Consider the following 25,332-nt stretch of genomic DNA (forward strand, 5'->3'; position numbering starts at 1 on the left):
TCCCACCTCGAAGAGATGCGATGGCCGCCCGGCGCCGAGGCGCTGGCCGATGCCCGCGTGCGGAGACTGCCGTGTCGAAGAAGCGGAACTGTATACTCACGACCAGGGACTTCGATCTCCTTCAGCACTTGCTGGAGCAGCACGAGGAACAGGACGGGGCGATGATGCGCCTCTTGCGCCAGAAGCTCGCCGCCGCGCGGGTGGTGGCGAGCGAGGATCTGCCGGAAGACATAGCCACGCTCAACAGCCGCATCAGCTTTCAGGTCGGATGCGGCCTGCCGGAGACGCGCATCCTGAGCCGTGACCGGATGGCCGGAGCGGTGGGCATCCTCCTGCCCGTTACCACCATGCGGGGCCTTGCGCTTCTCGGTCTTCGCGAGGGCGAGGCAGTGCTGCTCCCGCGCAGCGCCGTGCTCGTCGAGATCCTCCGTCTCACCGCGATCCACTACCAGCCCGAGAGAGCGGAAAGGATGCGCAGGGCAGAGCCCACCCGCCCCAGGCTCCGCATCCTCGAAGGCCGGCGGAACGCAGGTTCCGTTTCCCCGGACGCCGTTCGGTGGCCTTTGGACGAAGATTCCGGCCCGCTCGCCACGTAATCGCAATTCCACTCGGGTGCGGCACGATGGCGGAATTCGCCGTCTCGGCATGAGACGATGGAGCGCCGCCTCGGGCGGCGCGCTCATTCACCTGCTTCAGACTTTAGAACAGCCCTTCTATGTACCCGGCTTCATTGAGGAAAATCCTTTCCGCCGACGGTGTCTTGGGCAAGCCGGGCATGGTCATGATCTCGCCGCAGATGGCGACCACGAAACCGGCGCCGGCCGCAAGCCGGACCTCGCGCACGGGCACCACATGGTCGACCGGCGCGCCGCGCAGATCGGGGTCGGTCGAGAAGGAATACTGGGTCTTTGCCATGCACACGGGCAGGCGTCCGTAGCCCTGTTCCTCCCACTGCCGGAGTTGGGCCAGCACGCTGTTGTCGGCCACCGCGCCCGAGCCGCGATAGATGCGCCGCACGATCGTATTGATCTTGTCGAAGAGAGGCATGTCGTCGCCATAGAGCGGCGCGAATTGCGGCATGCCGCTTTCGGCGAGTGCCACCACCTTGTGCGCCAGGTCCTCGACGCCGGCCGAGCCTTCGGCCCAGTGGCGGCAGAGCACCGCCTCCTCTCCCTGGTTTGCCACATAGGCCTTCACGGCTTCGATCTCGGCCGGGGTGTCCGAGTGGAAATGATTGATCGCGACGATGGCCGGCACGCCGAACTGCTTCACATTCTCGATATGGCGGCCGAGATTGGCGCAGCCCTTCGTCACGGCCCCGACATTCTCGATGCCCAGGTCCTCCTTCTTCACGCCGCCGTTCATCTTGAGCGCGCGCACCGTGGCGACGATAACCGCCGCGGCGGGCTTGAGCCCCGTCTTGCGGCACTTGATGTCGAAGAATTTTTCGGCTCCGAGATCCGCCCCGAACCCGGCTTCCGTCACCACATAGTCGGCGAGCTTGAGCGCGGTCGTGGTGGCCATCGCCGAATTGCAGCCATGCGCGATGTTGGCGAAGGGGCCGCCATGCACGAAGGCGGGATTGTTCTCCAAGGTCTGCACCAGATTGGGTTGCAGCGCGTCCTTGAGCAGGACGGCCATCGCCCCGTCCGCCTTGAGGTCGCGCGCACGGATCGGGCTCTTGTCGCGGCGGTAAGCCACGATGATCTCGCCGAGACGCTTCTCCAGGTCGCGCAGATCCGTGGCGAGGCACAGGATCGCCATCACCTCCGAGGCGACGGTGATGTCGAAACCGCCTTCGCGCGGATAGCCGTTCGCAACGCCTCCCAGCGAGCAGACGATCTGGCGCAGCGCCCGGTCGTTCATGTCCATCACGCGCCGCCAGGTCACGCGGCGGGTGTCGATGCCGAGCTCGTTGCCCCAGTGGATGTGGTTGTCGATCAGGGCCGCCAGCAGGTTGTGCGCCGAGGTGATGGCGTGGAAGTCGCCGGTGAAATGAAGGTTGATGTCCTCCATGGGGATCACCTGCGCATAGCCGCCGCCCGCCGCCCCGCCCTTCATGCCGAAGCAGGGGCCGAGCGAGGCTTCGCGGATACAGACGACGGCTTTCTTGCCGATGCGGTTGAGCCCGTCGCCGAGGCCCACGGTCGTCGTGGTCTTGCCCTCGCCGGCGGGCGTGGGATTGATGGCGGTGACGAGGATCAGTCTGCCGTCCGGCCGCTTTCGTGCCTCGGCGATGAAGTCGGCCGAGACCTTTGCCTTGTCGTGGCCGAAGGGAAGGAGATGCTCCGGCGGTATGCCGAGCTTGGCGCCGATCTCCTGGATCGGCTTCTTGTTCGCCGCACGGGCAATCTCGATGTCGGATTTCACTTCGGCCATGAACCTCTCCCACATGTCGCCGCCCAAGCAATAAGCCCCGCGCCGCGCCACGGCAACGTTTCGAAAGAGGCGAAAAATACCGGAAATGCGACAGCAGCGAGCAGCGAGGTTTGGCTGGTTTCTGTGCCGTCAACCGTCTCTATTCGCTGCTCGATGTTTCCCTATTCGCTCCCCTCACCGGTCCAGCACATCCCTCAGTTCCACCAAGTTCGACCGCGCGCGCAGGATGTAGAAGCCCATGGTGGCGAGGTGCGTCGGCATGATCCAGCCGGCCTCCCGGCCGTTGGAGATGATGAAGGGCGTGATGTTGAGCGCGGCGCGGAACTGGCTCTCCGTCTGGTCCCAGAGCGGCCCCAGCGAACGCTGGGCGACGACCTCATCGAAGTCGATCCGCGCGGCGTGCAGGAGCCCGTAATAGCCATAGAGCTGCCCATAGGCGAACCAGAAGCGGTCGTCCGCGCGCGTGTCGAACCAGCCAGCATTGTAGTTTTCCGAACGCTCGCGCAGGATGGCGGAGGTGGAGCCGAGATCGCCGGCGATGCGGTCGAGGAACTGGATCAGGTTGTCGGCGCGCGCGTCGAAAGTGGCGTTGCAGTTCTGCAGCCGGTCGTTGAAGCTCCTGAGCGAGGCGATCGCCGTGCGGTAGAAGCTCGGCGTCGGCGTCTTCGGGCCGAAGGGGTTGAGGCCGAAATACCAGGCGTCCTCGGAAAACTGCATGTTCTCGCGTGCCTTCTGCAGGTCGCTGTCGATCTGCGAGGTGCCGCGCACGCGCCCCAGCGCGTCGACCAGTTCCACTGTCGTTCGCCGCACCGCCTGGTTCACGCCGCGCTGGAAGGAGGCCTTGTTGTCGAAGAAGGGCGTATCGTCCCAGTCGAGCCCGAAAAAGCCGAGCTTGTAGAGGATCATCGACGAGATCCAGGCGTTCTCGTTGACGTTGAAGTCGGTGAGATCGGCCGCCACGGCGGCGATCGCGGAAGGCGCGCAGCTCTGCGCTCCCTGCCCGCCTTCCGCCGCCACCTGTTCGCCCGGCGCGGCGCGCCGGTTTTCCAGGCTGTAGGCCTGCACGTAATCCGGGTTGAAGCCCGTCCAGAGCTGGGTCTGCCAGAAGAAATAGATGTAGAGCCCGACAAAGAGCACGAGCAGGCCGCCGACCACGCCGCGCGCGATCCAGCCGCGGTGGACGAACCAGCGGCCCAGCGCCGCGAACGGCCAGGCGAGCCAGTAGACGAGCCGGCCGATTCCCCGTCCGATGGCGGCAAAGACACGCGTGAAGAAACCGACGATCGAATCGAGCACCAGTGCCCCCTCGGTGAAAGATCATGGACGCCCTTGCGGCGCCTGTTTCATTCCAGATAGGCGGTTTTCAGCCGCTCCACAATGCCGGCTTCGTCCGCGGGCGCGTCGAAAAGGTCTTTGTAGAAGAAGGTTAAAGGCCCCGCCGGGCGCAAAAAGCTTGGAATGCAGTTTGCATATCGCCGCAAGACGTTCGCACGCAAACGTGCTGCTGCTTCTTTGTGCTTGAATGCATCCGGAATTGGTGCTTGCTTTTGCGGGAAAATCGAAGCGCGTCAAAAACATGGGCTTCGGCCGACTAGACTTTCAAGGGGAGAACGTCATGTCCTGCATCAGACAATTGAGCGCCGCTCTCGGCCTTATGGCGGGCCTCGCGGCCGGCCCGGCCTTTGCCGCCGAGCCCGAATCCTGCCGCACGGTCACGTTCTCCGATGTCGGCTGGACCGACATCACGGCCACCACGGCCACGGCCGCGGTGCTGCTCGAAGGGCTCGGCTACGAGCCGGACATCCAGGTGCTTTCGGTGCCGGTCACCTACGCCTCGCTCAAGAACAAGGATGTCGACGTCTTCCTCGGCAACTGGATGCCCACCATGGAGGCCGACATCGCGCCTTACCGGGACGACGGTTCCGTTGAGACGGTGGTCACCAATCTCGAAGGGGCCAAATACACGCTCGCGGTGCCGCAATACGCCTACGACGCCGGCCTCAAGAGCTTTGCCGACATCGCCAGGTTCAAGGACGAGCTCGACGGCAAGATCTACGGCATCGAGCCCGGCAATGACGGCAACCGGCTGATCCTCGACATGATCGAGAACGACACGTTCGGGCTCGGCGATTTCGATATCGTGGAAAGCTCCGAGGCCGGCATGCTGTCGCAGGTGCGCCGCGCCGTGCAGAACGAGGAGCCGATCGTGTTCCTCGGCTGGGAGCCGCACCCGATGAATGCCAACATCGACATGGCCTATCTGGAAGGCGGCGACGACGTCTTCGGCCCGAACTATGGAGGCGCCACCGTCCACACCAATGTGTGGACCGGCCTCACCGAGGAATGCCCCAATCTTGGCAAGCTGTTGGAGAACCTCGTCTTCTCCCTGCAGATGGAGAACGAGATCATGGGTGCCATCCTCGACGAAGGCGAGGAGCCGCAGGCGGCTGCCGCGGCATGGCTCGAGGCGCATCCCGAGACGCTGGAGCCGTGGCTGGAAGGGGTGACCACCTTCGCCGGCGAGGACGGGCTTGCGGCCGTCAAGACGCATCTGGGGCTCTAGCCCGAGAAGGTGTCCCTGCCTTCCCGGCAGGGCTGCCGCCCCTCCCCGATAACCGCATGAGGACATCACCGACCCAATGGATCCCGTAACGGAATGGATAGCGGCCTGGAAAATTCCCATCGGCAGATGGGGGCGCGCATTCTTCGACTTTCTCACCGTCAATTTCGCATGGTTTTTCGACACGCTCGCCGACGGCCTGAAGGCGGTGCTCGACAATCTGGTGGCGCTGCTCTTGTGGCTGCCGCCGAGCCTCGTCGTCCTCCTTCTGGCGGCCCTCGCCTACGCCCTGCAGCGGTCGTGGAAGCTCGCGCTCGCCGTGGTCGTCGGCCTCGCCTTCATCATCAATCAGGGTCTCTGGACCGAGACGATCGAGACGCTCGTGCTGGTCGTGGCCGCCGCGGCGGTGTCGATGGCGATCGGCGTGCCGATCGGCATCTGGGCCGCGCACAATGAGCGTGTCTACCAGGCGTTGCGGCCCATCCTCGATCTCATGCAGACCTTGCCGACTTTCGTCTATCTGATTCCCGTGCTCATCCTTTTCGGCCTCGGCGCGGCACCCGGCCTCATCGTCACCGTGATCTTCGCCTCGCCGGCGCCGATCCGCCTCACCTATCTGGGCATCACCTCCGTGCCGAAGCCGATGCTGGAGGCGGGCCAGGCCTTTGGCGCCACCAAGCGCCAGCTCCTGTGGAAGGTGGAGCTGCCGGCCGCCCTCCCCTCCATCATGGTCGGGCTCACCCAGTGCATCATGCTCTCCCTGTCCATGGTGGTGATCGCGGCCCTGATCGGTGCCGACGGCCTCGGCAAGCCGGTGGTGCGGGCACTCAACTCGGTGAACATTCCGCTGGGCGTCGAGGCGGGCCTCGCCATCGTGGTGCTGGCGATCATCCTCGACCGGATGGCGCGGATCGGCCGGGAGAGCGACCGATGACCCCGGCCGTTGAGTTTCGCAATGTCGACATCATCTTCGGCGAGGAGAAGGAGACCGCCGAGGCGCTGAAGCTCGTCGATGAAGGCAGAAGCCGCGCCGAGATCCTGGAGCGCACCGGCGCGGTGCTGGGCTGTGCGGGAGCCGATCTCACTGTCGAAAAGGGCGAAATCTCCGTGCTCATGGGCCTCTCCGGCTCCGGCAAGTCCACGCTGCTGCGCGCCGTCAACCGGCTGAACAGGGTCGTGCGCGGCGAAGTGATCGTGCATGACGGCGACTGGTCGGCCGATGTGGTGAACTGCCCGGAGGGAGAGCTCCTCAAGATCCGCCGTGAATGCGTGGCCATGGTGTTCCAGCAGTTCGCGCTGCTGCCCTGGCGCACAGTGGCGCAGAATGTGGGGCTGGGGCTGGAGCTCGCCGGCGTGCCGGCTGCGGAGCGGCAGGAGCGCGTGATGGCGCAGCTCGAACTGGTGCACCTGGAAGACTGGGCCGACAAATACGCCCACGAGCTATCCGGCGGCATGCAGCAGCGCGTGGGCCTTGCTCGCGCTTTCGCCACGGAAGCACCGATCCTGCTGATGGACGAGCCCTTCTCCGCGCTCGACCCGCTCATCCGCACCAAGTTGCAGGACGAGCTTCTGGAACTCCAGGCGCGGTTGAAGAAGACCATCCTTTTCGTCAGCCACGATCTGGAGGAGGCGCTGAAGATCGGCAACCGCATCTCCATCATGGAGGGTGGGCGCATCGTGCAGACCGGCACGCCGGAGGACATCGTGCTCAAGCCCGAGAACGATTACGTGCGCGACTTCATCGCCAATGTGAATCCGCTCTCGGTGCTCACGGCCTGGAACATCATGCGCGACGTGCGGGACCTGGAGCATGCGGGGGAAGGATGGCTGTGGCTCGACCTGCGCCGCACCACCCGCTTCAAGACGGACGAGAACATGCTGGTGATCGATGCGGAGCGCAACGGCAAGCCCGCCATCTGGATCTCCTGCGACAATATGGAGCCTCTGCCCGAAGATCAGCCCAAGGTCTACTGGGCGCGTGCGGGAACTCCGCTCAAGACGGTGATGCAGGCAATGCAGCAGTCGCAGACCGCGCCCGTCGCCCTCTTCGACGAAGCCTCCCGGTTCGTCGGCGCCATCGGCGTGCGCGACGTTCTCAAGGCCGTGCTGCGAAGATAGCGGTTGGGCAGGAAGGCTGGCGTTCTCCACGTTCCTGTCGACGAGTTCGGGGCAGCGGCGCCGCCCCGAAAACAGGCGTATCGCCCTAATCCTCCCCGAACACCAGCGACCTGTGCGCCCCAATCCCTGCCAAGGTGCCATCGCCCACCGCAAGCGCCACGCTGCCCGCCGGCCGGCCTGCATCGCCGCAGGCAAAGACTCCGGGCACCGAGGTTTCCTTGATGGAATCCGTCTTGATGAAGGTGCCGACGGAGCCTTGGTCCAGTTCGCAGCCGAGCTGCTCGGCGAGGGTGTTCGAAAGGTGCGTGATGGTCGCCGTGAAGAGGCCGGCGAGCGAAAACACGCGCCCATCGCGCAGAACCACGTCCGCCGCGCCCGAGATCTTCTCGATCAGTCCGGTTTCGATGGCCACGTCACGGCGCAGAAGTTGCGCCTGCTCCTCCTCGCTCGGCGCGAAGACGCCGTTCAGGAAGAAGGTGGTCTTGCCCCATTCAGGGAGCAGCAGGGCGTGGTGCATGGTAGCGGGCGAGGAGGCGAGTACGCCGATGCGGCCTCCGTCCAGTTCATATCCATCGCAATAGGGGCAATGGAAAACGCTTTTGCCCCAACGCTCGGAAAGACCGGGAACCTGCGGCAGGTCGTCGACGACACCGCCGGCGAGGATCAGCCGCCTTGCCTCGTAGGTCTCGCCGTCGGCAGTGCCGACCAGGAACCCCGTATCCGTTTTCCCCGCCCTCTCCGCCCGACCCTGCTTCCACTCGACAGAGGGATAGGCCATCACCTCCGCGCGGCCGCGGGCGACGATCTCGCCGGCCGAGCCGCCGTCATTGCCGAGCAAGCCGTGGGAACTCTCGGCAAAGCGGTTTCGCCGCTGCCCCTCGTCGATCACCAGAACACGGCGGCGCGCGCGTCCCAGCTGAAGTGCTGCCGCAAGGCCGCCATAGCTGCCACCGACCACGATCACGTCGAACATCGTTCCGAGCGCCCTTTGCTTGTTGGTATCGTGACGGGCAACGCCCGGCCACTTATCCTCGGCACGTTAACTAGGGTGGCATCCCCATGCCGCCCAATGGAAACGCATCAGCTCGCGCATCGGCGAATGCCCGCGAAAATGGCTTGCGTAACCCGCGCCGGATCGGCAATTGCGGGCTGCGGAACAGGAGCAGACATGGAAGAGGAAAAGAAGGATCCGATCCTGGAGACGGATGCCGCGGCGATCCGTCTGGCAAAGACGCTGTCGCGCGCCGCCCGTTTCGGCGCGCTTGCCACGCTCGACCCCGCCGACGGTGCGCCTTTGGCCACGCGCGTGGCGGTGGCCACGGATATGGACGGCACGCCGCTGATCCTCGTTTCCGGGCTTTCCGCCCACACCAGGGCGCTTGCGGCCGACCCGCGCTGCTCCCTGCTGGTGGGCGAGCCCGGAAAGGGCGATCCCCTCGCCCATCCGCGCCTGACCATCAAGGCGCGCGCGGAGAAACTCGAAGCGGGCACGCCGGAGCAGGCCCATGCCGCGCGACGCTATCTGAACCGTCATCCCAAGGGCAAGCTCTACGCCGACTTTCCCGACTTCGCCTTCTTCCGGCTCGTGCCGGAAAGCGCCCTGCTCAATGGCGGCTTTGCCCGCGCCTACCGGCTGACACGCCAGGAGCTTTTGACGGACGTTCCGCTGCAGGCGTTTCTCGACATGGAGCAGCGCGCCGTCGACCACATGAACGAGGACCATGCGGACGCAGTTGAGAACTACGCCGCCCATTTTACGGGAGCCGGGCGCGGCAGATGGGTGCTGACCGGCATCGATCCGGAAGGCATCGACCTGGCGAAGGGCGACGAGGTCAAGCGCGTCTTCTTCGAAGCACCGTTGAGGGATGCCGCCGAGGTGCGGCCCGCGCTGGTTGCCATGGCTAAAATGGCCCGTGGCGCCTGAAATGTCACGCCCGCTCATCCGCATCGACGATCCCGACGACCCGCGCATCGCCGCCTATCGCGACATCCGCGAGCGCGATCTGGTCGGGCGGCAAGGCCGCTTCGTCGCGGAGGGCAAAGTGGTGCTGAACGTGCTCTTCTCCACCTCTCGCTTCGCCGCCGAATCCGTACTTCTCCTCGAAAACCGCACAGCGGGCATGGAGGACCTGCTCGCCCGCGTCCCCGAGAACGTCCCCGTGTATATCGCAAGCAGCGCCGTCATCGACGCCATCGCGGGCTTTCACATGCATCGCGGCGTACTCGCGATCGGCCTGCGCGGCGAGGCAGAGAGCGCGGAAACCTTGATCGCGCGCCTGCCCGACCGCGCCCTGGTGGTGGCGCTCGGCGGCATCGCCAACCACGACAATATGGGCGCGATCTTTCGCAACGCTGCCGCCTTCGGCGCCGACGCGGTGCTTCTGGACAGTGATTGCTGCGATCCGCTCTATCGCAAGGCGATCCGCGTTTCCGTCGGCGCAGCCCTGAAGATTCCCTTTGCGAAGGGGGGAAGCGCATCCTCACTGATCGGCGCACTGGAGGCCGGCGGCTTCGAGGTTCTCGCCCTGAGCCCCGGCGGCAGGCGAGAGATAGGCTCCATCGAGCGCGCGCCACGCACGGCGCTCCTGCTGGGTACCGAAGGACCGGGATTGTCGGCGGAGCTGTTGCAACGCCTGCCTTCCGTCCGCATCGCCATGCGTGAGGATTTCGACAGCCTCAACGTCGCCGCCGCAACGGCCATCGCCCTACACAGGCTGTGGCGGTAGACGACGGCTGTGGAGATGCGAATCTCCGAAAGCGGCAGCTATCCCGCCGCACTTCCGCGCAGGGTCTTCACGCGATCGGCGAGGCTGGGCGGCCGCTCGCCTTGCTGGCTTGGAATCTCCAGCGCCAGGGCTTTCTCGATCGGGGATGCCGGTCCTTCCAGCGTGGCCGTGAGATTGACGACCTCGGCTGCCAGGTCGGCGATGCGCTCCCGCAGGGCCTGGTCGCCCGTCCCCTCCACCGAGGCGGCTCCGGCAAGCTCCGCGCGCAGCTTCCTGTTCTCACGCATGAGCGTGGTAAGGCGCGATTGCAACCTCTCCGTTTCGGACTTCCGCATGCCGAACGCCGCTCCTTTTCCGCCCTTTCCGTTGGACTTCAGCAGGGATGAGAGCTCCTGCGAGACTTGGGCCACGCGGGCTTCCAGCCGCGCCGTCTCGTCATCCGCCTCATCGGCGGGGCCTGGATTTCCGCCGCCGGCGGCGTCGAGCTTCTGTTTCAAGCGGGCGATCTCAGTCTCGCGGCGGTCGAGCTTCTCCTCGCGGCTGGAAAGCGCGGCGATCATCCCGTCGAGCTTGCGTTCCAATTCCGCCGCGCGTGTCCGCTCGATGCGCAACGCTTCCTCGGCCTTGGCCTTTTCGGCCATCGCGTCCCGGATCACCCGGTCGGCCTCCTTGCGCTGGTTGCGCAGGAGATTGATGGAATCGTTGAGGCGCTCGATGTCGGCTTCCCGGCCCACGAGCTCGACCTGCCGCATGCTGGCGGTGAGGCTCGATTCCTCATAAAGCCGGGACAATTCCTCCACCTCGCTCTTGCGCTCGCGGATCTGGCTCTCGATCTGCGCCAGCTTTTCGCCCATCGTCCGCAGCTCCACGTCCCTCTCGGCCAGGCGCGCCTCGAGCTCGCCCCGCTCCGCCTCGAGCCCGGAAATGGCCGCGTCGCGCTCGGCATTCAGATCCTGGAGGCTGCTGATCTCCTCACGCAGGCGGTTGATCTCCACGAAATCGTCTATCGTCTTCCCGTGCAGCGCCTCGATCTTCATCTCGAGGCGCCGGACTGCCATGGCGTAACCGGCCCTGACACCGTCGATCTCCGCCTCCAGTTCCTCGCGCGTCATCGGGATGGAGGCCTCGACGCGTCGGCGCATCAGTTCTCCCGCCCGCCGCCAGAGGACGGGTGCCACGAGCAGCGCCAGCCCGGCGGCGGCGAGGAACCCGAGGATGAAGGACAGGACGTTCTCAATCACGAGTGGCGGATCCGGCGCGTTGGGTCTCGATTGTGCCACGGCGGGCAGCGGCAAATCCAGTGCCGCGCACGACTCCCATCAGAATGGGTTCCAGGTCGGCCGCGGCGTCACCTTGAGATAGCCGATATTCACGCCCAGCCTGGCACCCACGCCGGTGCGGATCGGCACGATGAGCACCGGCCCGTTCTTCAGCACGTTGAAGCCGAGGCCGGCCACGAGATAGGCCGAGCCCGCCACACCGGCAAAGCGCCTGTAGAGACTGTCGACCCGGTCCAGATTGTAGACCAGGATCATCACGCGCGACCCCTGGCCACCGAAATCCCAGCCGATCGACGGCCCCTGCCAATAGGCGGCGTGATCGCCGGCGTTCTTGGTGTAGAGCGTGCCCTCGCCATAGGTGAGGCCGCCGACGAGCGCGCCCGAACCTTCCTGCCCCAGCACGTAGCCATTGGGAAGGCCGTAGGTGGAGAAGATCTTTTCCACCAGCGTCGCCAGGCCGCCCGTGGTCGCGCCGAAGAAATTGTTTCCGGCATCGACGATCTCTTCCATCGTATAGCCGTTGTCCTGAGCGCGGGCGGATGGCTGCGGCAGAAGAGTCGCCGCCGCCAGCACCGCCAGGGACAAAAGGGCAAAGCGCGCCCGAGCGCGACTGAACAAGCTGGAAAGCATCGGTTTCATCTCCTTGTAAGCGACTGCACGCCACGCTTCGCGTGGTTCGCCGACACCGCCCCCGATTCCGAACGATTTGAGAGTAAGCCGTAATTCTTTTTCAACCATTAAGCCCGTTCCGCCGATGCCTCGCCCGGACGGAGCGCCGGAGGCTGTTCGTGGGCTTTTCATCTCCACGCTTTGTTGCCCGGAACCCGCTCATGTGTAACCAAGGATATCATTCTGGGGATTGTGATTCGTGAACGGGTTCTCCCCGCGCGTCGTTGCGATTTGCCATAGGGACGGTTGAAAGATGACGGATATTTTCACCCTCAGTGCGCCCGACCTCGCCGCACTTCTGTGCAGCCGCGTCTGCCACGACATCATTTCCCCGGTGGGGGCGATCAACAACGGCCTGGAACTGCTCGACGAGGGCGGCACGGACGATGATGCCATGCAGCTCATCCGCACCAGTGCGATCAACGCGTCGGCACGGCTGCAGTTCGCCCGCATCGCCTTCGGCGCGGCGGGGTCGGCGGGCATGCAGATCGACACCGGCGACGCGGAGGCGGTGGCCACCGCCTTCATCCGCAACGAGAAGCCGGACCTCGAATGGAACGGCGCCCGCGCCCTCCTGCCCAAGAACAAGGTCAAGCTTCTCCTGAACCTCATCCTGATCGCCAATGCCGCCATCCCGCGCGGCGGCAAGTTGAGCGTGCGGCTGGAGAGCCTCGAGACGGCGCCCGTCTTCACCATCACCGCGCACGGGCCCATGGTCCGCGTGCCGCCCAAATTCCTGGACCTGCATGCGGGGCGCCAGCCCGACGAGCCCATCGACGCCCACAGCGTGCAGTTCTACTATACGCTCCTGCTCGCGCGCGAGACGGGGATGAACATCTCCATCCACGCCTCCCCCGAGGAGATCGTGGTAAAGGCCGCTTAGAGGAATTTTACCATATCCGTTGGCTCGCCCTTTACCGGCTTCTGCTAGCGAATTTCCTGATGGGCGCGAGCCTAACCGGACCAGGATGATGAAGCGCTGCCTGTTCGTCGACGACTCCAGCGTGATCCGCATGGTGGCCAAGAAGATCCTCTCCGGCCCCGGGATGCTGGTGGCGGAAGCTGCCACGGCGCGCGAGGCGCTCGACATCTGCGCCCACGAAATGCCCGAGATCGTCATCGTCGACCACCGGCTGCCGGACATGGATTCCTGCCAGCTCATCGCCCGCCTGAATGCACTGGGCGAGGAGAACAGGCCCGTCGTCCTCCTGTGCATGTGCGAGTTCGATGTCGGCCTCCTCATGCGCGCGAAGCGCGCAGGTGCGCAGGGCTATGTCATGAAGCCCTTCACCCGGCCGCAGCTTCTGGAAGGCATCCGGGAATCCCAGGTTCCCGCCTGAGGGCGGCGCCCGGCGAACAGGAACGGACACAACAAAAAACCCGGCATTTGCCGGGTTTTTGGATCGCGCATGCCGCGGTTCAGGCGCTCACGCGCATCTCCTCGGGCTCGCGCAGCACATAGCCGCGGCCCCACACGGTCTCGATATAGTTCTGGCCGCCGGACGCCGTGTCCAGCTTCTTGCGCAGCTTGCAGATGAAGACGTCGATGATCTTCAGCTCCGGCTCGTCCATGCCGCCATAAAGATGGTTGAGGAACATCTCCTTGGTGAGCGTCGTGCCCTTGCGCAGGGAGAGAAGCTCCAGCATCTGATATTCCTTGCCGGTGAGATGCACCCGCTGCCCGGCTACTTCCACGGTCTTGGCGTCGAGATTGACGATCAAGTCGCCCGTGGTGATGACCGACTGGGCGTGCCCCTTGGAGCGGCGCACGATGGCATGAATGCGAGCCACCAGTTCATCCTTGTGGAAGGGCTTGGTCATGTAGTCGTCGGCGCCGAAGCCAAGGCCCCTCACCTTGTCCTCGATGCCCGCCATGCCCGAAAGGATGAGGATCGGCGTCTTCACCTTGGAAAGGCGCAGCGTCCTCAGCACCTCGTAGCCGGACATGTCCGGGAGGTTGAGGTCGAGAAGGATGATGTCGTAGTCATACAGCTTCCCGAGATCGACGCCCTCTTCGCCGAGATCGGTCGTATAGACATTGAAGCTTTCGGACTTGAGCATCAATTCGATGCTCTGTGCCGTCGCACTGTCGTCTTCAATCAACAAAACGCGCATCTTATTCCCCTTTCCGCCGCCGACCGGGACCGGCAAGCATCCGGCGCGGAGCAATGACCACCTGCATCGGAAGCTGCCAGTTAATGGTTAACAATATCTGATTCGCCCCTCAAAGCGCTAATCGCTTTTTTTAGCTTTTGCTGGCACCTTGTTGAATCAAAACATTGAATCACCGTCATGATCTCCAGCTCCAGCCCTGCAGGGCGTTTCGTCGCATACGGGCATTCGAATCAGGCCCTCGGCTACCCACGCAAACGCCCCGAAATTTTTACCGTGCCTTAAGCCATGGGCCTTATGATTAACAACGCCCGTAAACGAATGGTTACCGCCGGCGGCAAATTTTAGGATTTTGTTTTCCAAATGGGGCCGGATCCGCCCTGCGCCAGGTGGGGTGATCGGTTTTGGGCGGGGTGTGCGTACGCGTTTTTGGGAGTTTGTGATGAAGTCACGTGAAAATCTGGTTCGGTTGAAACAATTTCAGGTGAACGAGAAGCGCCGCCGCATCGCCCAGCTCGATGCGATGATCGCCGAGTTCGAGCGCATGGCGGCCGAGCTCGACGCCCAGGTCGCCGCCGAGGAGGCAAAGGCCGGCATTACCGATCAGAACCATTTCGCCTATCCCACCTTCGCCAAGGCCGCGCGGCTGCGCCGCGACAACCTGCGCATATCGCAGGCGGAACTGACGCAGCAGAAGGAGCAGGCCGAGCATGACCTCGCCGAGGTCGCTTCCGAGCTCAGGAAAGCCGAGGCGCTGGAAACACGCGACGGCAAGCGTGACAGCGACGGTGCCCGCGCCGCGGCGGGCTGAAGGACTCCGCCTGCGATCTCCCGCCGAACGCTCCGCCAGCTGGCCCGCCGGCGGCCGGATCGCACGCCCCTCTCCCGATTTGACCTTCAGTCGCCAAGGCCGCAAAATCGCCCCGAAGTGCTCCTTCCTTGCGGGAATCCATTTTTTATCCCGCTGATTTCAGAAAGGTTGGACATGGCGATTTCCAGACGCGTGCTGTTGGCGGCCCCGGCTCTCATTGCTCTCCTCCCGGCCCCGACCCGTGCCCTCCCCGACGCGAAGATCCATAGCGGGCGTCTCGCGTCCCTCGAATCCAGGACCGGTGGCAGGCTGGGTGTCGCCATGTTCGACACCCACACCCAGACGCTTGCGATGCACCGCGGCGACGAGCGCTTCGCCATGTGCAGCACCTTCAAGTTTCTCGCGGCGGCCGCCGTTCTGGCACGGGTCGATACCGGTGACGAGGATCTCGAGCGCCGCATCGTCTACGGCGAGGAGAAGCTTCTGCCCTGGTCGCCGGTGACGGAGGAGCACGCGGACGAGCTCGGAATGACGCTCGCCGAGCTTTGTGAGGCGGCGGTCGCCATGAGCGACAACACCGCTGCCAATCTCCTTCTCGAGGCCCTGGGAGGCCCGCAAGCGGTCACGGAGTATGCCCGGTCGCTCGGCGACGAGATCACACGGCTCGACCGGTACGAGCCCGACTTGAACAATGTGCCGCCCGGGGACGTTCGCGACACCACGACGCCCAGGGCCATGCTGGGCAACCTGCAGAAGATCGTTCTCGGAGATGCTCTCTCGGACGCCTCGCGCCAGCGGATCTCCGGCTGGCTCATCGGCAGCAGGACCGGCGACAAGCGCCTGCGCGCCGGTTTCCCGGCGGGATGGCGCATCGGCGACAAGACCGGAACGAGCCGCAGCGTGACGGGGGACATCGCCGTCGCCTGGGCGCCGGAACGTAAGGCGCTCATCGTCTCCGCCTATTTCGATGCGCCCCGGATGTCCGCGGCCGATCGCGAGGCGGTTTTGCGGGATGTGGGAAAGATCGCGGCAGAACTGGCGGCGAGCTGACGGCGGTTGTCCGCCTTCAGTGGCGATATTGCTGAATGCGCGTGGTCCTGAGTCCCTGCAGGCCGTATTCGTCGATGGATGCCTGCCAGGAGAGGAATTCTTCGACCGTGAGACGATACCGCTGGCAGGCTTCCTCCAGGCTCAGAAGGCCGCCGCGCACGGCAGCCACCACCTCCGCCTTGCGGCGGATGACCCAACGGCGCGTATTGGACGGCGGCAGATCGGCAATCGTGAGCGGGCTGCCGTCGGGCCCAATGACATATTTCACGCGCGGTCGAACCAGATCGGTCATCGTACTCTCTACACTGAACCAAGACCTAGCTGAGACGATAAGGCCACAGCTTTTAAGATTTGCCTAAACGCCTGGTAATGCTAACGTAACGGAAGTGAATCCCGCGTTAGGAATTGATTTGCATCTTGAGTCAAATGCAAAGAAACGCCGCGCGGGAAGCCTATGTCTTCATCGCGCCGTCTTGACCTCGCCCGGCCATGTTGCCATTTAGCGTGCGAGCAGATTGGAATTTAAGTCATGAACAGCCTCGACCTTCCGGGACGACCCGAAGCGACGCGCGTCGTCGTCGCCATGTCCGGGGGCGTCGATTCCTCCGTGGTGGCCGGCCTTCTGGCAAAGGAAGGCTATGAGGTGGTGGGCGTCACGCTGCAGCTCTACGATTATGGCACGGCCACGCACCGGCCGGGCTCGTGCTGCGCCGGTCAGGACATCGACGATGCCCGCCGCGTGGCCGAGACCCTGGGCATCGCCCATTACGTGCTCGATTACGAGGAGCGTTTCCGCAAGGCCGTCATCGATCCCTTCGCGCAAAGCTATGCGACGGGCGAAACGCCCATCCCGTGCGTCTCCTGCAATCAGACGGTGAAGTTTTCCGACCTTCTGGAAACTGCGCGGGAGCTCGGCGCGGACGCGCTGGCCACCGGCCATTACATCCGCTCGCGTGCCAACGGATTGCACCGTGCGCTTTACCGGCCTGTCGATGCGGACCGCGACCAGAGTTATTTCCTCTTCGCGACGACGCAGGAGCAGATCGACTATCTGCGCTTTCCGCTCGGCGGCATGTCGAAGCCCGAGGTGCGCACCGTCGCCGAGGAGATGGGCCTTTCCGTCGCCGCCAAGCAGGACAGCCAGGACATCTGCTTCGTGCCGCAGGGCAAGTATTCCGACGTGATCGCGAAGCTGAAGCCGGGTGCAGCCAATCCGGGCGAGATCGTCCATATCGACGGCCGTGTGCTCGGCCGCCACGAGGGCATCTTGCGCTACACGATCGGCCAGCGCCGCGGCATCGGCATCGCCGCTGGCGAGCCGCTCTATGTCGTGCATCTCGACGCCGAGCGCGCGCGCGTGGTCGTGGGCCCGCGCGAGGCGCTGGAGACGCGACGGCTCTTCCTGCGCCAGGTGAACTGGCTGGGCGACGCGCCGCTCGGCGCGCTCCCTGAGGACGGCGTGGAGGTTTTCGCCAAGGTGCGCTCCACGCGCCCGCCCGCGCCCGCCACCCTCCACCACCGTGACGATGCCACCTGGGTGGAACTGCACGAGGGCGAGGCAGGCGTGGCGCCTGGCCAGGCCTGCGTGCTCTATTCGGACGAGGCCAACGACGCCCGCGTCCTGGGCGGCGGCTTCATTGAGCGTTCCGAGCGCCGCGCGGAAGCCGAAGCCCTGCTCTCCCGCCTGGAGACGCTTTCGGCGTAAGTTGGCCGGGTTAGGATACTCCCCCAGAGTCCGATCCCCACGGTCTGCAGGCGCCAAACAACGCCTGAGATCCCGGCGTCCTCGATCACCATTCAGTCATGAAGTCTTGGGACTCAAGCCCGAGGATCTATGCCTGACCATCTCCCGCGTCGCAGGCATTGAGGATGAGGAGCACCGGCACTGAGCCTGCATCCCGCCCAAAACGGGGATGGAATCCGCCCCTCCGGAATTTTTCTCGCCCGCCAACCCTCTGTTCCTACTCGCTATTCTCTGTTTCGCCACTCGCTCATCGCACTGTTTTTCTCCCCACTCCCTCCGCCCGGTTTATTCTTGCCCCATCGCTCTCGCGGGAACCGGATGCGCACCGGGTGTTCGGGAGGGCGGCGGAAACCTCCCTCCCCAGGATCGGAACCCGGGGATCCGAGGGCCCGCGACAGGCCGGCGGTGCCGGGGCGGTGGGTGTGAGACGCCGTTTCCGGAAAAACGGATGCTGGGTGAGAGACGGCATCGCGGAAACCGCGGAGAAGCCGCCAGGGCTCTCCTCCGGCCCGGCTAAGACCACCCCCTTCATCGGGTGCAGCCGGGAAGGAGAAGGGTCCGAGTGATCGGCCGAGGTCGGGACAGACTCCGGCGGGGCGCATTGGGAGCGCCTTTTTAATTTTGTGGCGTGAACGGTGCGCCCCGCTTCCCAAACCAATCAATGGCCAGACGCGAAGCGGGCGTGGCGACGGTGAGGCATGTCCGCAAGGCCGTCGTCGCTCACGCGGCCGAGGCCGAGATCGGCTGTGATCCAAGAGCAAGGAAGCAGCGATCGGCCCGTTACTGCCCCGCCTGCTGGGCGAGGAACTCACCCTGGTCCCGGCTGTGGATGATGGTGCCGGCGGTGAGGATGCGAAGGACCTCGACCGCCTCCTCACCGGTGGTGCGCGGCACCCTGTCGTGCTCGACGCAATCGATGAAATGTTCCAGCTCACGCGTGAGCGGCATGCCCTCCTCGACGGGCACATAGGTGGGCTCGTTGGTGGTGAAGGCCCATTGGCCACTGTCCTGCCACACGGCATGACGATAGATGGCAAGCTTGCGGTCCCAGGGCTCCACATCGTCGAACACGGCCATCGCCTTGTTTCCCACCACCGTGAGGCGCCGCTCGCGATAGGGGTTGAGGCGGGAGGCGAAGAGATGGCTCCTGAGCCCGCTTGCGAAGCGCATATGGAGGTGGGCGAAATCGCTGAGATGGTCGAGGAGTGCGGCCCCCTCCCCGCGCACCTCGACCGGCGGTGCCCCTGTGATGGCCAGGATCATGGAGAGGTCGTGCGGGGCGAGGTCCCACAGCGCGTCATTCTCCGTGTGGAACTTGCCGAGGCCGAGCCGATGCGAATGGATGTAGCGCACATCGCCCAGTTCTCCGGCATCGATCAGCGCCTTCAGCTTCTCGAAGGCCGGATGGAAGCGCAGGACATGGCCGACCATATAGACGCGACGGGCCTCATGCGCGGCCTTCACCGCCCGCTTCGCGTCGGCCACGGTGAGCGCGATGGGTTTCTCGACCAACACGTGTTTCCCCGCCCGTACGGCCTTGATGGCGTTTTCGGCGTGGAACTGCGGCGGCAGCGCCATCACCACCGCATCGACCTCCTCATCCTGGAACAGGTCGTCGGGATCGATGGCACGGCAGTCCTGCTCGCTGGCGAAACCTTCCGCTCTCGCGCGGTTGGCATCGGAGACGGCGTGGAGGGCGCCCAGCGACTTCAGTGTGCGGATGTGGTTCGATCCCCAATACCCACACCCCAGGACGGCGATACGCGGCTTCATCTAATCTTCACATGATTGGCTCGACGACACATATCGACGCTGGCGCCGCAACTCAAGCCCGCAGGGCGCCGATAGCCGGTATCGGAGGCGAACAAGTACCGTTTTCGCCCTGTCGGCCGGAAAGATTGGCGGCTTTCGTCCTCACGCCCCGCCGACCACGGCTCGATCGGTTCTGTCCCGGCGGACGCCGGCTGCGGAAATTGCGTGACGGAATCACGCACCGGCTTGACACCCTTTATCGCACAACCTTATATCCGCGCGTCTTCGAAGGCACCGGCCCGGCGCGTCGCCGCCGCAGCCTCCCCGGGGCGGAGTAGCTCAGTTGGTTAGAGCAGAGGAATCATAATCCTTGTGTCGGGGGTTCGAGTCCCTCCTCCGCTACCAAAATTTTCCTTAAACTGCAGGTGGTTAGGTCTTGCGCCCTATAGGCGCGCTCATGCGTGGAGCACGTGGGGTTGCATTCTGGGTTGCAGTAGGCGTGGGCTTGGATGCGATGGGTGGGCTAAGTGTGCGAAGGGCTAAACCGCTTGTCTAACAACTAGGCCCGGCGGGGTGCTACTAGGTCCCGGAAATCTTTCATTCAAAAGCAATATCGCATCTGCATTGACCTGCTCCCCTGAGATGTTCCCGATTTTGGGTTAGCCTGTTCCTCAACAAAAGGAGACAGGCAATGAAACGATCACGGTTCTCGGAGGAACAGATCATCGGCATTCTGAAGGAGCATCAGGCGGGCATGACGGCCAGCGAGTTGTGCCGCAAGCATGGCATCTCGGATGCGACCTTCTACACCTGGCGCAAGAAGTATGGCGGCATGGAGGTGTCGGAGGCCAAACGGCTGAAGGCGCTGGAGGAGGAGAATGCACGCCTGAAGAAGCTTCTGGCGGAGTCAATGATGGATGTGTCGACGCTCCGCGAGATGCTGACAAAAACTTCTGACGCCCGGCTCGAGGAGGAATGCCGTGAGTTGGGCAGTCGAGAAGACGAGCTACTCGCAGCGGCGGGCGTGCGACCTGGTTGGCATTGCGCCGCGCGTCTACCGATACATATCCAGCCGGCCGGACGATGCTGCTCTGCGAGAACGTTTGCGGGAGCTGTCATCGGAGCGACGGCGGTTCGGCTACCGCCGCCTGCACCTGCTTTGAAGCGGGAGGGCGTCGCGGTGAACTGGAAGAAGCTCTACCGGATTTACAAGGAAGAGCGGCTGACGGTCCGAAAACGCGGCGGCCGCAAACGGGCTCTGGGCACAAGAGCACCGATGGCCATCCCGCAGGATCCAAACCAGAGATGGAGCCTCGACTTCGTGTCGGACACGTTGGTTGACGGACGCCGCTTCCGCATCCTGTGCGTGATCGACGACTTCAGCCGGGAATGCCTGGCGACGGTGGTCGATAACTCGATCTCGGGCGAACGTGTCGCACGCGAACTGGATGCGATCGCCGAACGGCGTGGCTACCCCTGCATGGTTGTCCGCGACAACGGCACGGAGCTGACGTCAAACGCCATGCTCGCCTGGCAGCAGGATCGCGGCGTCGAATGGCACTACATCGCGCCGGGAAAACCAATGCAGAACGGCTTCGTGGAAAGCTTCAATGGCCGGCTAAGGGATGAGTGTCTCAATGAGCATTTATTCCGCAGCTACCATCATGCCCGCGAGATCATCGAGGCCTGGCGCATCGACTACAATCTGCACCGACCGCACACGAGCCTCGAGGGGCTCACCCCGAACGAATTTGCAACCCGGTCCGCAATGGACCACAACGTGAACAGGGCTAGCCTATGAATGGGTACATTCAGGGGAGCAGGTCACCGGCCTCCTTCAGAACTAGATCGAGATTTTCAAACATCATCTGGACCTGCGGACCGATATCAGGCGCGACGAGAGCACCGTCATCACGGCGCTGGCCAATGATGCCGGATACCTGTCCGAGGCCGCCGGCAATTACAATATGAGAGAATGGCGCAGAGGACTGAAAGAGCGATTTGCTGAAGTGGTAGCGCCGCTCGTTTTCCATATATGTCACCTTCGCGCCTCAGCGTTTGCATAATCCGGCGCCGGCCGCTGGGCCTGACGGCCGGCGATCGCAGTTCTGCTAGACGCATTTTCATTGCTTTGACCGTCCCAGCCATATCTTCAGATGGTCAGAAGCAAGTTCGTCTCAGCTTGCGGCGTCGAGTTCAAGCAGGTTCGTCGATCCGGTCTCGATCAGTTCCTTGAGGCTCCCTTGAATGAGCGCACTCCAGGCATCGGAGCACATGTCGTAGCACTCGGCAGTGGGCTTGAGCCCGATATGGGTGAACACCAATTCGGTCGTGCCGCCATGCTCGATGATGTCGAAAATGATCATTGTCCCTGCCCATTCCGTCTTGTCCTCGACGAAATTGAGTGAGACTTCGAGGACATTCCACTTGACGCTTCTTCCCGGAACAAGCTCCGCTATTTCCTGCCTCGAGTAGTGGAGATTCTTGTAGCGATAGGTAAAGACGTCGCCGAGCTGTTTTGTGCCTCCTTCAATGTCACCGCTCCACCATTTGCGTGTATCGATGATGGAGTTGAATACCGTCAGCGGGTCCTTGTTGACTGTAAATCTGGTCTCGTAGTTTCTGTCCGAATTCATATCGCTGGTCCTTTCTGTTGCGGGACGCGCCGGAATCGGGGCGTCCCTCTGAGAAGTACAACTCAGCTCGGCATGCGCTCGAAGTGCTGAAGCTCGGGGTCGATTGGGTCCCACGCGGTGACCCCGTACGCTGTAGGTCAGCGCTCCGGGACGGAACTGGCTGGGATCATCAAGGCTCGTCGCCGCGATCGCGATCAGGTCGGGCATGGCCGAGAAGGTGATGTAGACGGGCGAACCGCAGGTCGGACAAAACGCGTAAGATTTCTTACTGCCGCTGTCAGCGGTCACGCGCCATACGGAAGCGTTGCCGGTGATCTTTGCCTCGGATCGTCCGACAAAGCTGAGATAGGACCCATGCCCCGTGCCGCTTAGCTTCTGGCAGTCGAGGCATTGGCAATGGTTCTGGAACACCGGCTCGCCGGCAAGTTCATAGCGCAGGGCGCCGCAAGCGCAGCCGCCCTTGAACAATGTGCTCAAGGCTATTCTCCTGATCTGAGTGGGAGGTTCGTTTGCCTCTCCGGAGCCGGGTAATCTGTTCTGATCGCCCGAATCCGGAGAAGCTGGTTCTAGGACTTGTTGACGATGTCCAGCCCGCTGCCTGTCTCGAGGAAGGATTTGAGGCTGGAGAGAACCGCCGGCCATCCCTTGCTCACGCCTTGCGCCATTCCGCTCCCGGCTTCGAGCTCGTCATGCGAAACGGTCAGCTTGACCATGTCGTTGTAATCCTCGACGTCAAATGTGACCCGGCTGTAGGCGTCAGGATTATTGGCTTGCGAGGCATTGGCCCAGGTGATGACAAGGCGGGAAGGCGGGGCGATCTCGACGACCTCGCCGACGAGTTCCACTGTGCGCTCGTCATTGTCCCGGACATGTTGCCACTCGGAACCGACTTGCCAGTCGGACACGTTTTCATGGCCCAGTAGCGTCGGGCGAGCTCCGGGCGCGTAATGGCCTCGAACACTTTCTCACGTGTTGATCGAATATAGTTCACATAAACGAAACTGGTCGTTTCCTTGCTCATTTCCCGTCTCCTTCAAGTTCGTGTTTGAGATCGTGCAGCAGGGCGAGCCGCTGCTGTTCGAATTTGTGGACCCAGCGAACGTAGACCTCGTGCAGCGGCACCGGATTGATGAAGTGAAGCTTTTCGCGTCCGCGCTTTGCCGTACTGATCAGATTGGCGTCTTCCAGAATTCCGAGATGCTGTGTGGTGGACTGCCGCGCCATGTCGAGGTTTTGGCAGAGTTGGCCAAGCGTCTGCCCGTTCCGCTCCACGAGCAGATCAAGCAGCTTTCGTCGGGTCGGGTCGCCGAGCGCCTTGAAGACCCTGTCTGTGTCCGTTGGTTCAGTCGTGTTGGTCATGAACCCAATAATGCAGGTATTTGACTGCACGTCAAGTGCAGGTATATGCCTGCATTATCCACTGCCGAACTAGGGGTGGGCGGGGATGTGTTGGGCGGGTGGCCGGAAGTACAGCCAACTGCGATTCCAGTGCCGTGTGGACGCCGACCCATGGCCAACCGAAGCGGGGACAGCGATACATGGTGAGTTTTGAAGGATCGAAAAGCTCATCGCAGCAGTGCCTCCTGCCTTGGCGCTGCGTGCAGCTCTGGAGCTCGAGATCTTCACTACGATCGGTGATGGAGTTGCGACTGCGCGCAACCTCGATGGCATACTCGCGATAGATGCTGATCGCCTGTCGCGTTTGCTCTACGCGCTTGCCAGTATTGGTCTTCTCGAAGTCAGGGACGGTCTGTTCCGCAACGGGCCCGAAGCGTCCGCATTTCTAGATGCGTCCAAACCGACCTTTCGCGGTGGCGATCATGAACTGTTGCGCGAACTCTGGGGCGCGGACCTTCTTACGGCGGAGTCTTTGCGAGAGAACCGGCCGGTGGCCCTGCATGATTTTTCGGAGACCGATCCCGAGGCCGCCGCCGCTTTCAGCCGCAACATCGCGCCAGAAGCGCTGACATTCGGTCGAAATCTCGCGCGCGAGATGGATCTGTCTGCGGTTGGATCGGTGATCGACATCGGCGGAGGTCCAGGCACGGTGCTGGTAGGTATCCGCGAGCGGTGGCCGCATATCACCGCGACGCTGCTGGAGCTTCCGGCGGTCGCTGCCGCCGCGAGAACCATCCTGTCAGAGTATGGCGTCGGAGACGTGTCCGTGGAAGAAGGCGACATAGTTGCCGCACCCTCGTCCGGTCGGCACGATCTCGCGATCCTGAAGGCGGTCGTTCAGGTTTTGCCACCGGACCAGGCGCGGCAATCGATCCTGAATGCAGCACGTTGCCTCACACCGGGAGGCGAGGTTGTGATTGCCGGGTGGGGCGTGATCGATAACGACCGTCTGGGGCCACCAGACGGTGTTTTCTCAATCTCACCTTCCTGAATCTCTGTCGGTAGGGGGAATCCTACACAGACAGCCAGTATCGCGAATGGATGGCGGAGGCCGGATTTCGCGGCATTGTCCGATCTCGTCTGCCGGACGGCTGCAGGTTGTTTCGGGCACGTTTGATCGGGTCGTAGATGGGCAGTTGACTAATACTGACCGGGCACGTCCCGACCAATAGGTCGGACATGGAAAGCAATGGCAGGAGCGCAAGTGATGATTGAAGAAGCGGCGATCATAACGGCAGGTGGTAGCGGGATGGGCGCGGAGACAGCTCGCCGCCTTGCGGCCGACGGCTTCAATCTGGCGATCCCGTCTTCTTCAGGTAGGGGCGAGGCGCTCGCAAAGGAACTCGGTGGAGTCGGCATAACTGGCTCCAACCAGTCGTCCAGTGATCTTCAGCGACTGGTCGATGCGACGCTGGATAATTGGGCCGTATCGAGCCCCCGTAGGCCGATCCTCGAACTGACCGACGAGGACTGGCACACCGGCATCGATGTCTATTTTCTGAATGCAGTACGGCCGACCCGTCTGGTTACGCCGGTCATGCAGCGGCAGAAATCCGGCGCCATCATCAACATTTCGACGGCTTGGGCATTTGAGCAGTCGGACATGGTCCCTACCTCTGCCGTCGCGCGCGGCAGGGCTCGCTCTTTCAGCAAAATCTTCGCGGATGCCTATGCGGCTGACAACATCCGCATGAACAATGTGCTTCCGGGTTGGATCGATAGCTTTCCGGAAACCGAGGAACGGCGCGAGGGTGTCCCGATGAAGCGCTATGGCACAAGTGCCGAAATTGCGGCCACGATGGCTTTTCTGGCCTCGGACGGCGCTGCCTATATCACTGGCCAGAACATCCGCATGAACAATGTGCTTCCGGGTTGGATCGATAGCTTTCCGGAAACCGAGGAACGGCGCGAGGGTGTCCCGATGAAGCGCTATGGCACAAGTGCCGAAATTGCGGCCACGATGGCTTTTCTGGCCTCGGACGGCGCTGCCTATATCACTGGCCAGAACATCCGCCGTCGACGGTGGTGTAACGCGCTCAATATGATCCAGGGTGAACGTTTCGCAGCGGGGTAAGCACCGATCGTTTGTCATCGACC

25 protein-coding genes, 1 tRNA gene and 2 pseudogenes are annotated in these 25,332 nt (G+C 63.3%); 16 read left to right on the plus strand and 12 right to left on the minus strand.

Features of this window, described 5'->3' with window-relative positions:
- Positions 1-71: 71 nt before the first annotated feature.
- Complete coding sequence (locus tag PVE73_RS17865; protein ID WP_277363539.1) at positions 72-596, plus strand: nucleoside-diphosphate kinase; 525 nt, start codon at positions 72-74, stop codon at positions 594-596.
- Between the two features lie 103 nt (positions 597-699).
- Here PVE73_RS17865 and PVE73_RS17870 read toward each other — a convergent pair whose 3' ends face one another.
- A complete protein-coding gene (locus tag PVE73_RS17870; RefSeq protein ID WP_277363540.1) occupies positions 700-2,379 on the minus strand; it encodes a formate--tetrahydrofolate ligase in 1,680 nt (559 codons plus the stop codon).
- A gap of 174 nt (positions 2,380-2,553) precedes the next feature.
- A complete protein-coding gene (locus tag PVE73_RS17875; protein ID WP_277363541.1) occupies positions 2,554-3,675 on the minus strand; it encodes a DUF2333 family protein in 1,122 nt (373 codons plus the stop codon).
- A 319-nt stretch (positions 3,676-3,994) separates the two neighbouring features.
- Between PVE73_RS17875 and PVE73_RS17880 the strand changes: the two genes are divergently transcribed.
- From PVE73_RS17880 to choV, 3 genes are all read left to right on the plus strand, one after another.
- Entirely contained in the window at positions 3,995-4,942 is a 948-nt protein-coding gene (locus PVE73_RS17880; protein ID WP_277363542.1) for a choline ABC transporter substrate-binding protein, read from the plus strand.
- Between the two features lie 76 nt (positions 4,943-5,018).
- A complete protein-coding gene (gene choW / locus PVE73_RS17885) occupies positions 5,019-5,873 on the plus strand; it encodes a choline ABC transporter permease subunit (protein ID WP_277363543.1) in 855 nt (284 codons plus the stop codon).
- The gene (gene choV / locus PVE73_RS17890) at positions 5,870-7,057 is read left to right on the plus strand and encodes a choline ABC transporter ATP-binding protein (protein WP_277363544.1); all 1,188 of its coding nucleotides are present in this window, start codon (positions 5,870-5,872) and stop codon (positions 7,055-7,057) included. The genes choW and choV overlap by 4 nt, the downstream gene beginning before the upstream one ends.
- Positions 7,058-7,142: 85 nt before the next feature.
- Here the strand turns inward: choV and PVE73_RS17895 are convergent, their stop codons facing one another.
- The gene (locus PVE73_RS17895) at positions 7,143-8,030 is read right to left on the minus strand and encodes an NAD(P)/FAD-dependent oxidoreductase (protein ID WP_277363545.1); all 888 of its coding nucleotides are present in this window, start codon (positions 8,028-8,030) and stop codon (positions 7,143-7,145) included.
- Between the two features lie 195 nt (positions 8,031-8,225).
- Here PVE73_RS17895 and PVE73_RS17900 point away from each other — a divergent pair, with 195 nt between their 5' ends.
- Positions 8,226-8,981, plus strand: coding sequence for a DUF2470 domain-containing protein (locus tag PVE73_RS17900; RefSeq protein WP_277363546.1), 756 nt, complete (start codon positions 8,226-8,228; stop codon positions 8,979-8,981).
- A gap of 1 nt (position 8,982) precedes the next feature.
- Entirely contained in the window at positions 8,983-9,783 is an 801-nt protein-coding gene (locus PVE73_RS17905) for an RNA methyltransferase (RefSeq protein ID WP_277363547.1), read from the plus strand.
- 38 nt (positions 9,784-9,821) lie between these two features.
- On the opposite strand, the gene PVE73_RS17910 is transcribed toward PVE73_RS17905, so the two are convergent.
- Positions 9,822-11,024: a hypothetical protein gene (locus PVE73_RS17910; protein ID WP_277363548.1), complete on the minus strand. Its 1,203-nt coding sequence runs from the start codon at positions 11,022-11,024 to the stop codon at positions 9,822-9,824.
- Positions 11,025-11,102: 78 nt separating this feature from the next.
- The gene (locus tag PVE73_RS17915) at positions 11,103-11,693 is read right to left on the minus strand and encodes an EipA family protein (RefSeq protein ID WP_277363549.1); all 591 of its coding nucleotides are present in this window, start codon (positions 11,691-11,693) and stop codon (positions 11,103-11,105) included.
- 292 nt (positions 11,694-11,985) lie between these two features.
- On the opposite strand from PVE73_RS17915, the gene PVE73_RS17920 reads away from it, so the two are divergent.
- On the plus strand, positions 11,986-12,615 hold the full coding sequence (locus PVE73_RS17920) for a histidine phosphotransferase family protein (RefSeq protein WP_277363550.1): 630 nt from the start codon (positions 11,986-11,988) through the stop codon (positions 12,613-12,615).
- A gap of 88 nt (positions 12,616-12,703) precedes the next feature.
- The gene (locus PVE73_RS17925; RefSeq protein ID WP_277363551.1) at positions 12,704-13,072 is read left to right on the plus strand and encodes a response regulator; all 369 of its coding nucleotides are present in this window, start codon (positions 12,704-12,706) and stop codon (positions 13,070-13,072) included.
- Between the two features lie 79 nt (positions 13,073-13,151).
- On the opposite strand, the gene ctrA is transcribed toward PVE73_RS17925, so the two are convergent.
- Complete coding sequence (ctrA, locus tag PVE73_RS17930) at positions 13,152-13,847, minus strand: cell cycle two-component system response regulator CtrA (protein WP_277363552.1); 696 nt, start codon at positions 13,845-13,847, stop codon at positions 13,152-13,154.
- Positions 13,848-14,286: 439 nt separating this feature from the next.
- Between ctrA and PVE73_RS17935 the strand changes: the two genes are divergently transcribed.
- On the plus strand, positions 14,287-14,655 hold the full coding sequence (locus PVE73_RS17935) for a flagellar export protein FliJ (RefSeq protein ID WP_277363553.1): 369 nt from the start codon (positions 14,287-14,289) through the stop codon (positions 14,653-14,655).
- A gap of 174 nt (positions 14,656-14,829) precedes the next feature.
- Positions 14,830-15,705: a class A beta-lactamase gene (bla, locus tag PVE73_RS17940; RefSeq protein WP_277363554.1), complete on the plus strand. Its 876-nt coding sequence runs from the start codon at positions 14,830-14,832 to the stop codon at positions 15,703-15,705.
- A gap of 16 nt (positions 15,706-15,721) precedes the next feature.
- Here the strand turns inward: bla and PVE73_RS17945 are convergent, their stop codons facing one another.
- Positions 15,722-15,997 carry a DUF1153 domain-containing protein gene (locus PVE73_RS17945; RefSeq protein ID WP_159587124.1) on the minus strand — a complete coding sequence of 92 codons (276 nt, stop codon included), beginning with the start codon at positions 15,995-15,997 and terminating at the stop codon, positions 15,722-15,724.
- Positions 15,998-16,234: 237 nt separating this feature from the next.
- Between PVE73_RS17945 and mnmA the strand changes: the two genes are divergently transcribed.
- Positions 16,235-17,410, plus strand: coding sequence for a tRNA 2-thiouridine(34) synthase MnmA (mnmA, locus tag PVE73_RS17950; RefSeq protein WP_277363555.1), 1,176 nt, complete (start codon positions 16,235-16,237; stop codon positions 17,408-17,410).
- Positions 17,411-18,229: 819 nt separating this feature from the next.
- Here mnmA and PVE73_RS17955 read toward each other — a convergent pair.
- Positions 18,230-19,222, minus strand: a complete 993-nt coding sequence (locus tag PVE73_RS17955) for a Gfo/Idh/MocA family oxidoreductase (RefSeq protein ID WP_277363556.1) — start codon at positions 19,220-19,222, stop codon at positions 18,230-18,232.
- A 307-nt stretch (positions 19,223-19,529) separates the two neighbouring features.
- On the opposite strand from PVE73_RS17955, the gene PVE73_RS17960 reads away from it, so the two are divergent.
- Together PVE73_RS17960 and PVE73_RS17965 are read left to right on the plus strand one after the other, a co-directional pair.
- Positions 19,530-19,606 (plus strand) — tRNA-Met (locus tag PVE73_RS17960).
- 286 nt (positions 19,607-19,892) lie between these two features.
- Positions 19,893-21,002, plus strand: a pseudogene (locus PVE73_RS17965) (IS3 family transposase).
- Positions 21,003-21,012: 10 nt separating this feature from the next.
- Here PVE73_RS17965 and PVE73_RS17970 read toward each other — a convergent pair.
- The 4 genes from PVE73_RS17970 to PVE73_RS17990 all read right to left on the minus strand — a co-directional run bounded on the left by PVE73_RS17970 (position 21,013) and on the right by PVE73_RS17990 (position 23,196).
- Positions 21,013-21,234, minus strand: a complete 222-nt coding sequence (locus tag PVE73_RS17970; protein WP_277363557.1) for a Rid family hydrolase — start codon at positions 21,232-21,234, stop codon at positions 21,013-21,015.
- Positions 21,235-21,378: 144 nt separating this feature from the next.
- Entirely contained in the window at positions 21,379-22,314 is a 936-nt protein-coding gene (locus PVE73_RS28265) for a GFA family protein (RefSeq protein WP_346772375.1), read from the minus strand.
- 89 nt (positions 22,315-22,403) lie between these two features.
- The gene (locus PVE73_RS17985; protein WP_277363559.1) at positions 22,404-22,742 is read right to left on the minus strand and encodes an SRPBCC domain-containing protein; all 339 of its coding nucleotides are present in this window, start codon (positions 22,740-22,742) and stop codon (positions 22,404-22,406) included.
- 112 nt (positions 22,743-22,854) lie between these two features.
- Positions 22,855-23,196: a helix-turn-helix domain-containing protein gene (locus tag PVE73_RS17990; RefSeq protein WP_277363560.1), complete on the minus strand. Its 342-nt coding sequence runs from the start codon at positions 23,194-23,196 to the stop codon at positions 22,855-22,857.
- A gap of 229 nt (positions 23,197-23,425) precedes the next feature.
- Between PVE73_RS17990 and PVE73_RS17995 the strand changes: the two genes are divergently transcribed.
- From PVE73_RS17995 to PVE73_RS18005, 3 genes and pseudogenes are all read left to right on the plus strand, one after another.
- Entirely contained in the window at positions 23,426-24,226 is an 801-nt protein-coding gene (locus PVE73_RS17995) for a methyltransferase (RefSeq protein ID WP_277363561.1), read from the plus strand.
- Positions 24,227-24,439: 213 nt separating this feature from the next.
- Positions 24,440-25,093: pseudogene (locus PVE73_RS18000) on the plus strand (SDR family oxidoreductase); the annotation flags it as partial.
- Positions 25,088-25,309: an SDR family oxidoreductase gene (locus PVE73_RS18005; RefSeq protein ID WP_277367499.1), complete on the plus strand. Its 222-nt coding sequence runs from the start codon at positions 25,088-25,090 to the stop codon at positions 25,307-25,309. The pseudogene PVE73_RS18000 and the gene PVE73_RS18005, both read left to right, overlap by 6 nt.
- Positions 25,310-25,332 lie beyond the last annotated feature (23 nt).

Origin of the sequence: Chelativorans sp. AA-79 (assembly GCF_029457495.1) — a bacterium.
Classification (GTDB): Bacteria; Pseudomonadota; Alphaproteobacteria; order Rhizobiales; family Rhizobiaceae; genus Chelativorans.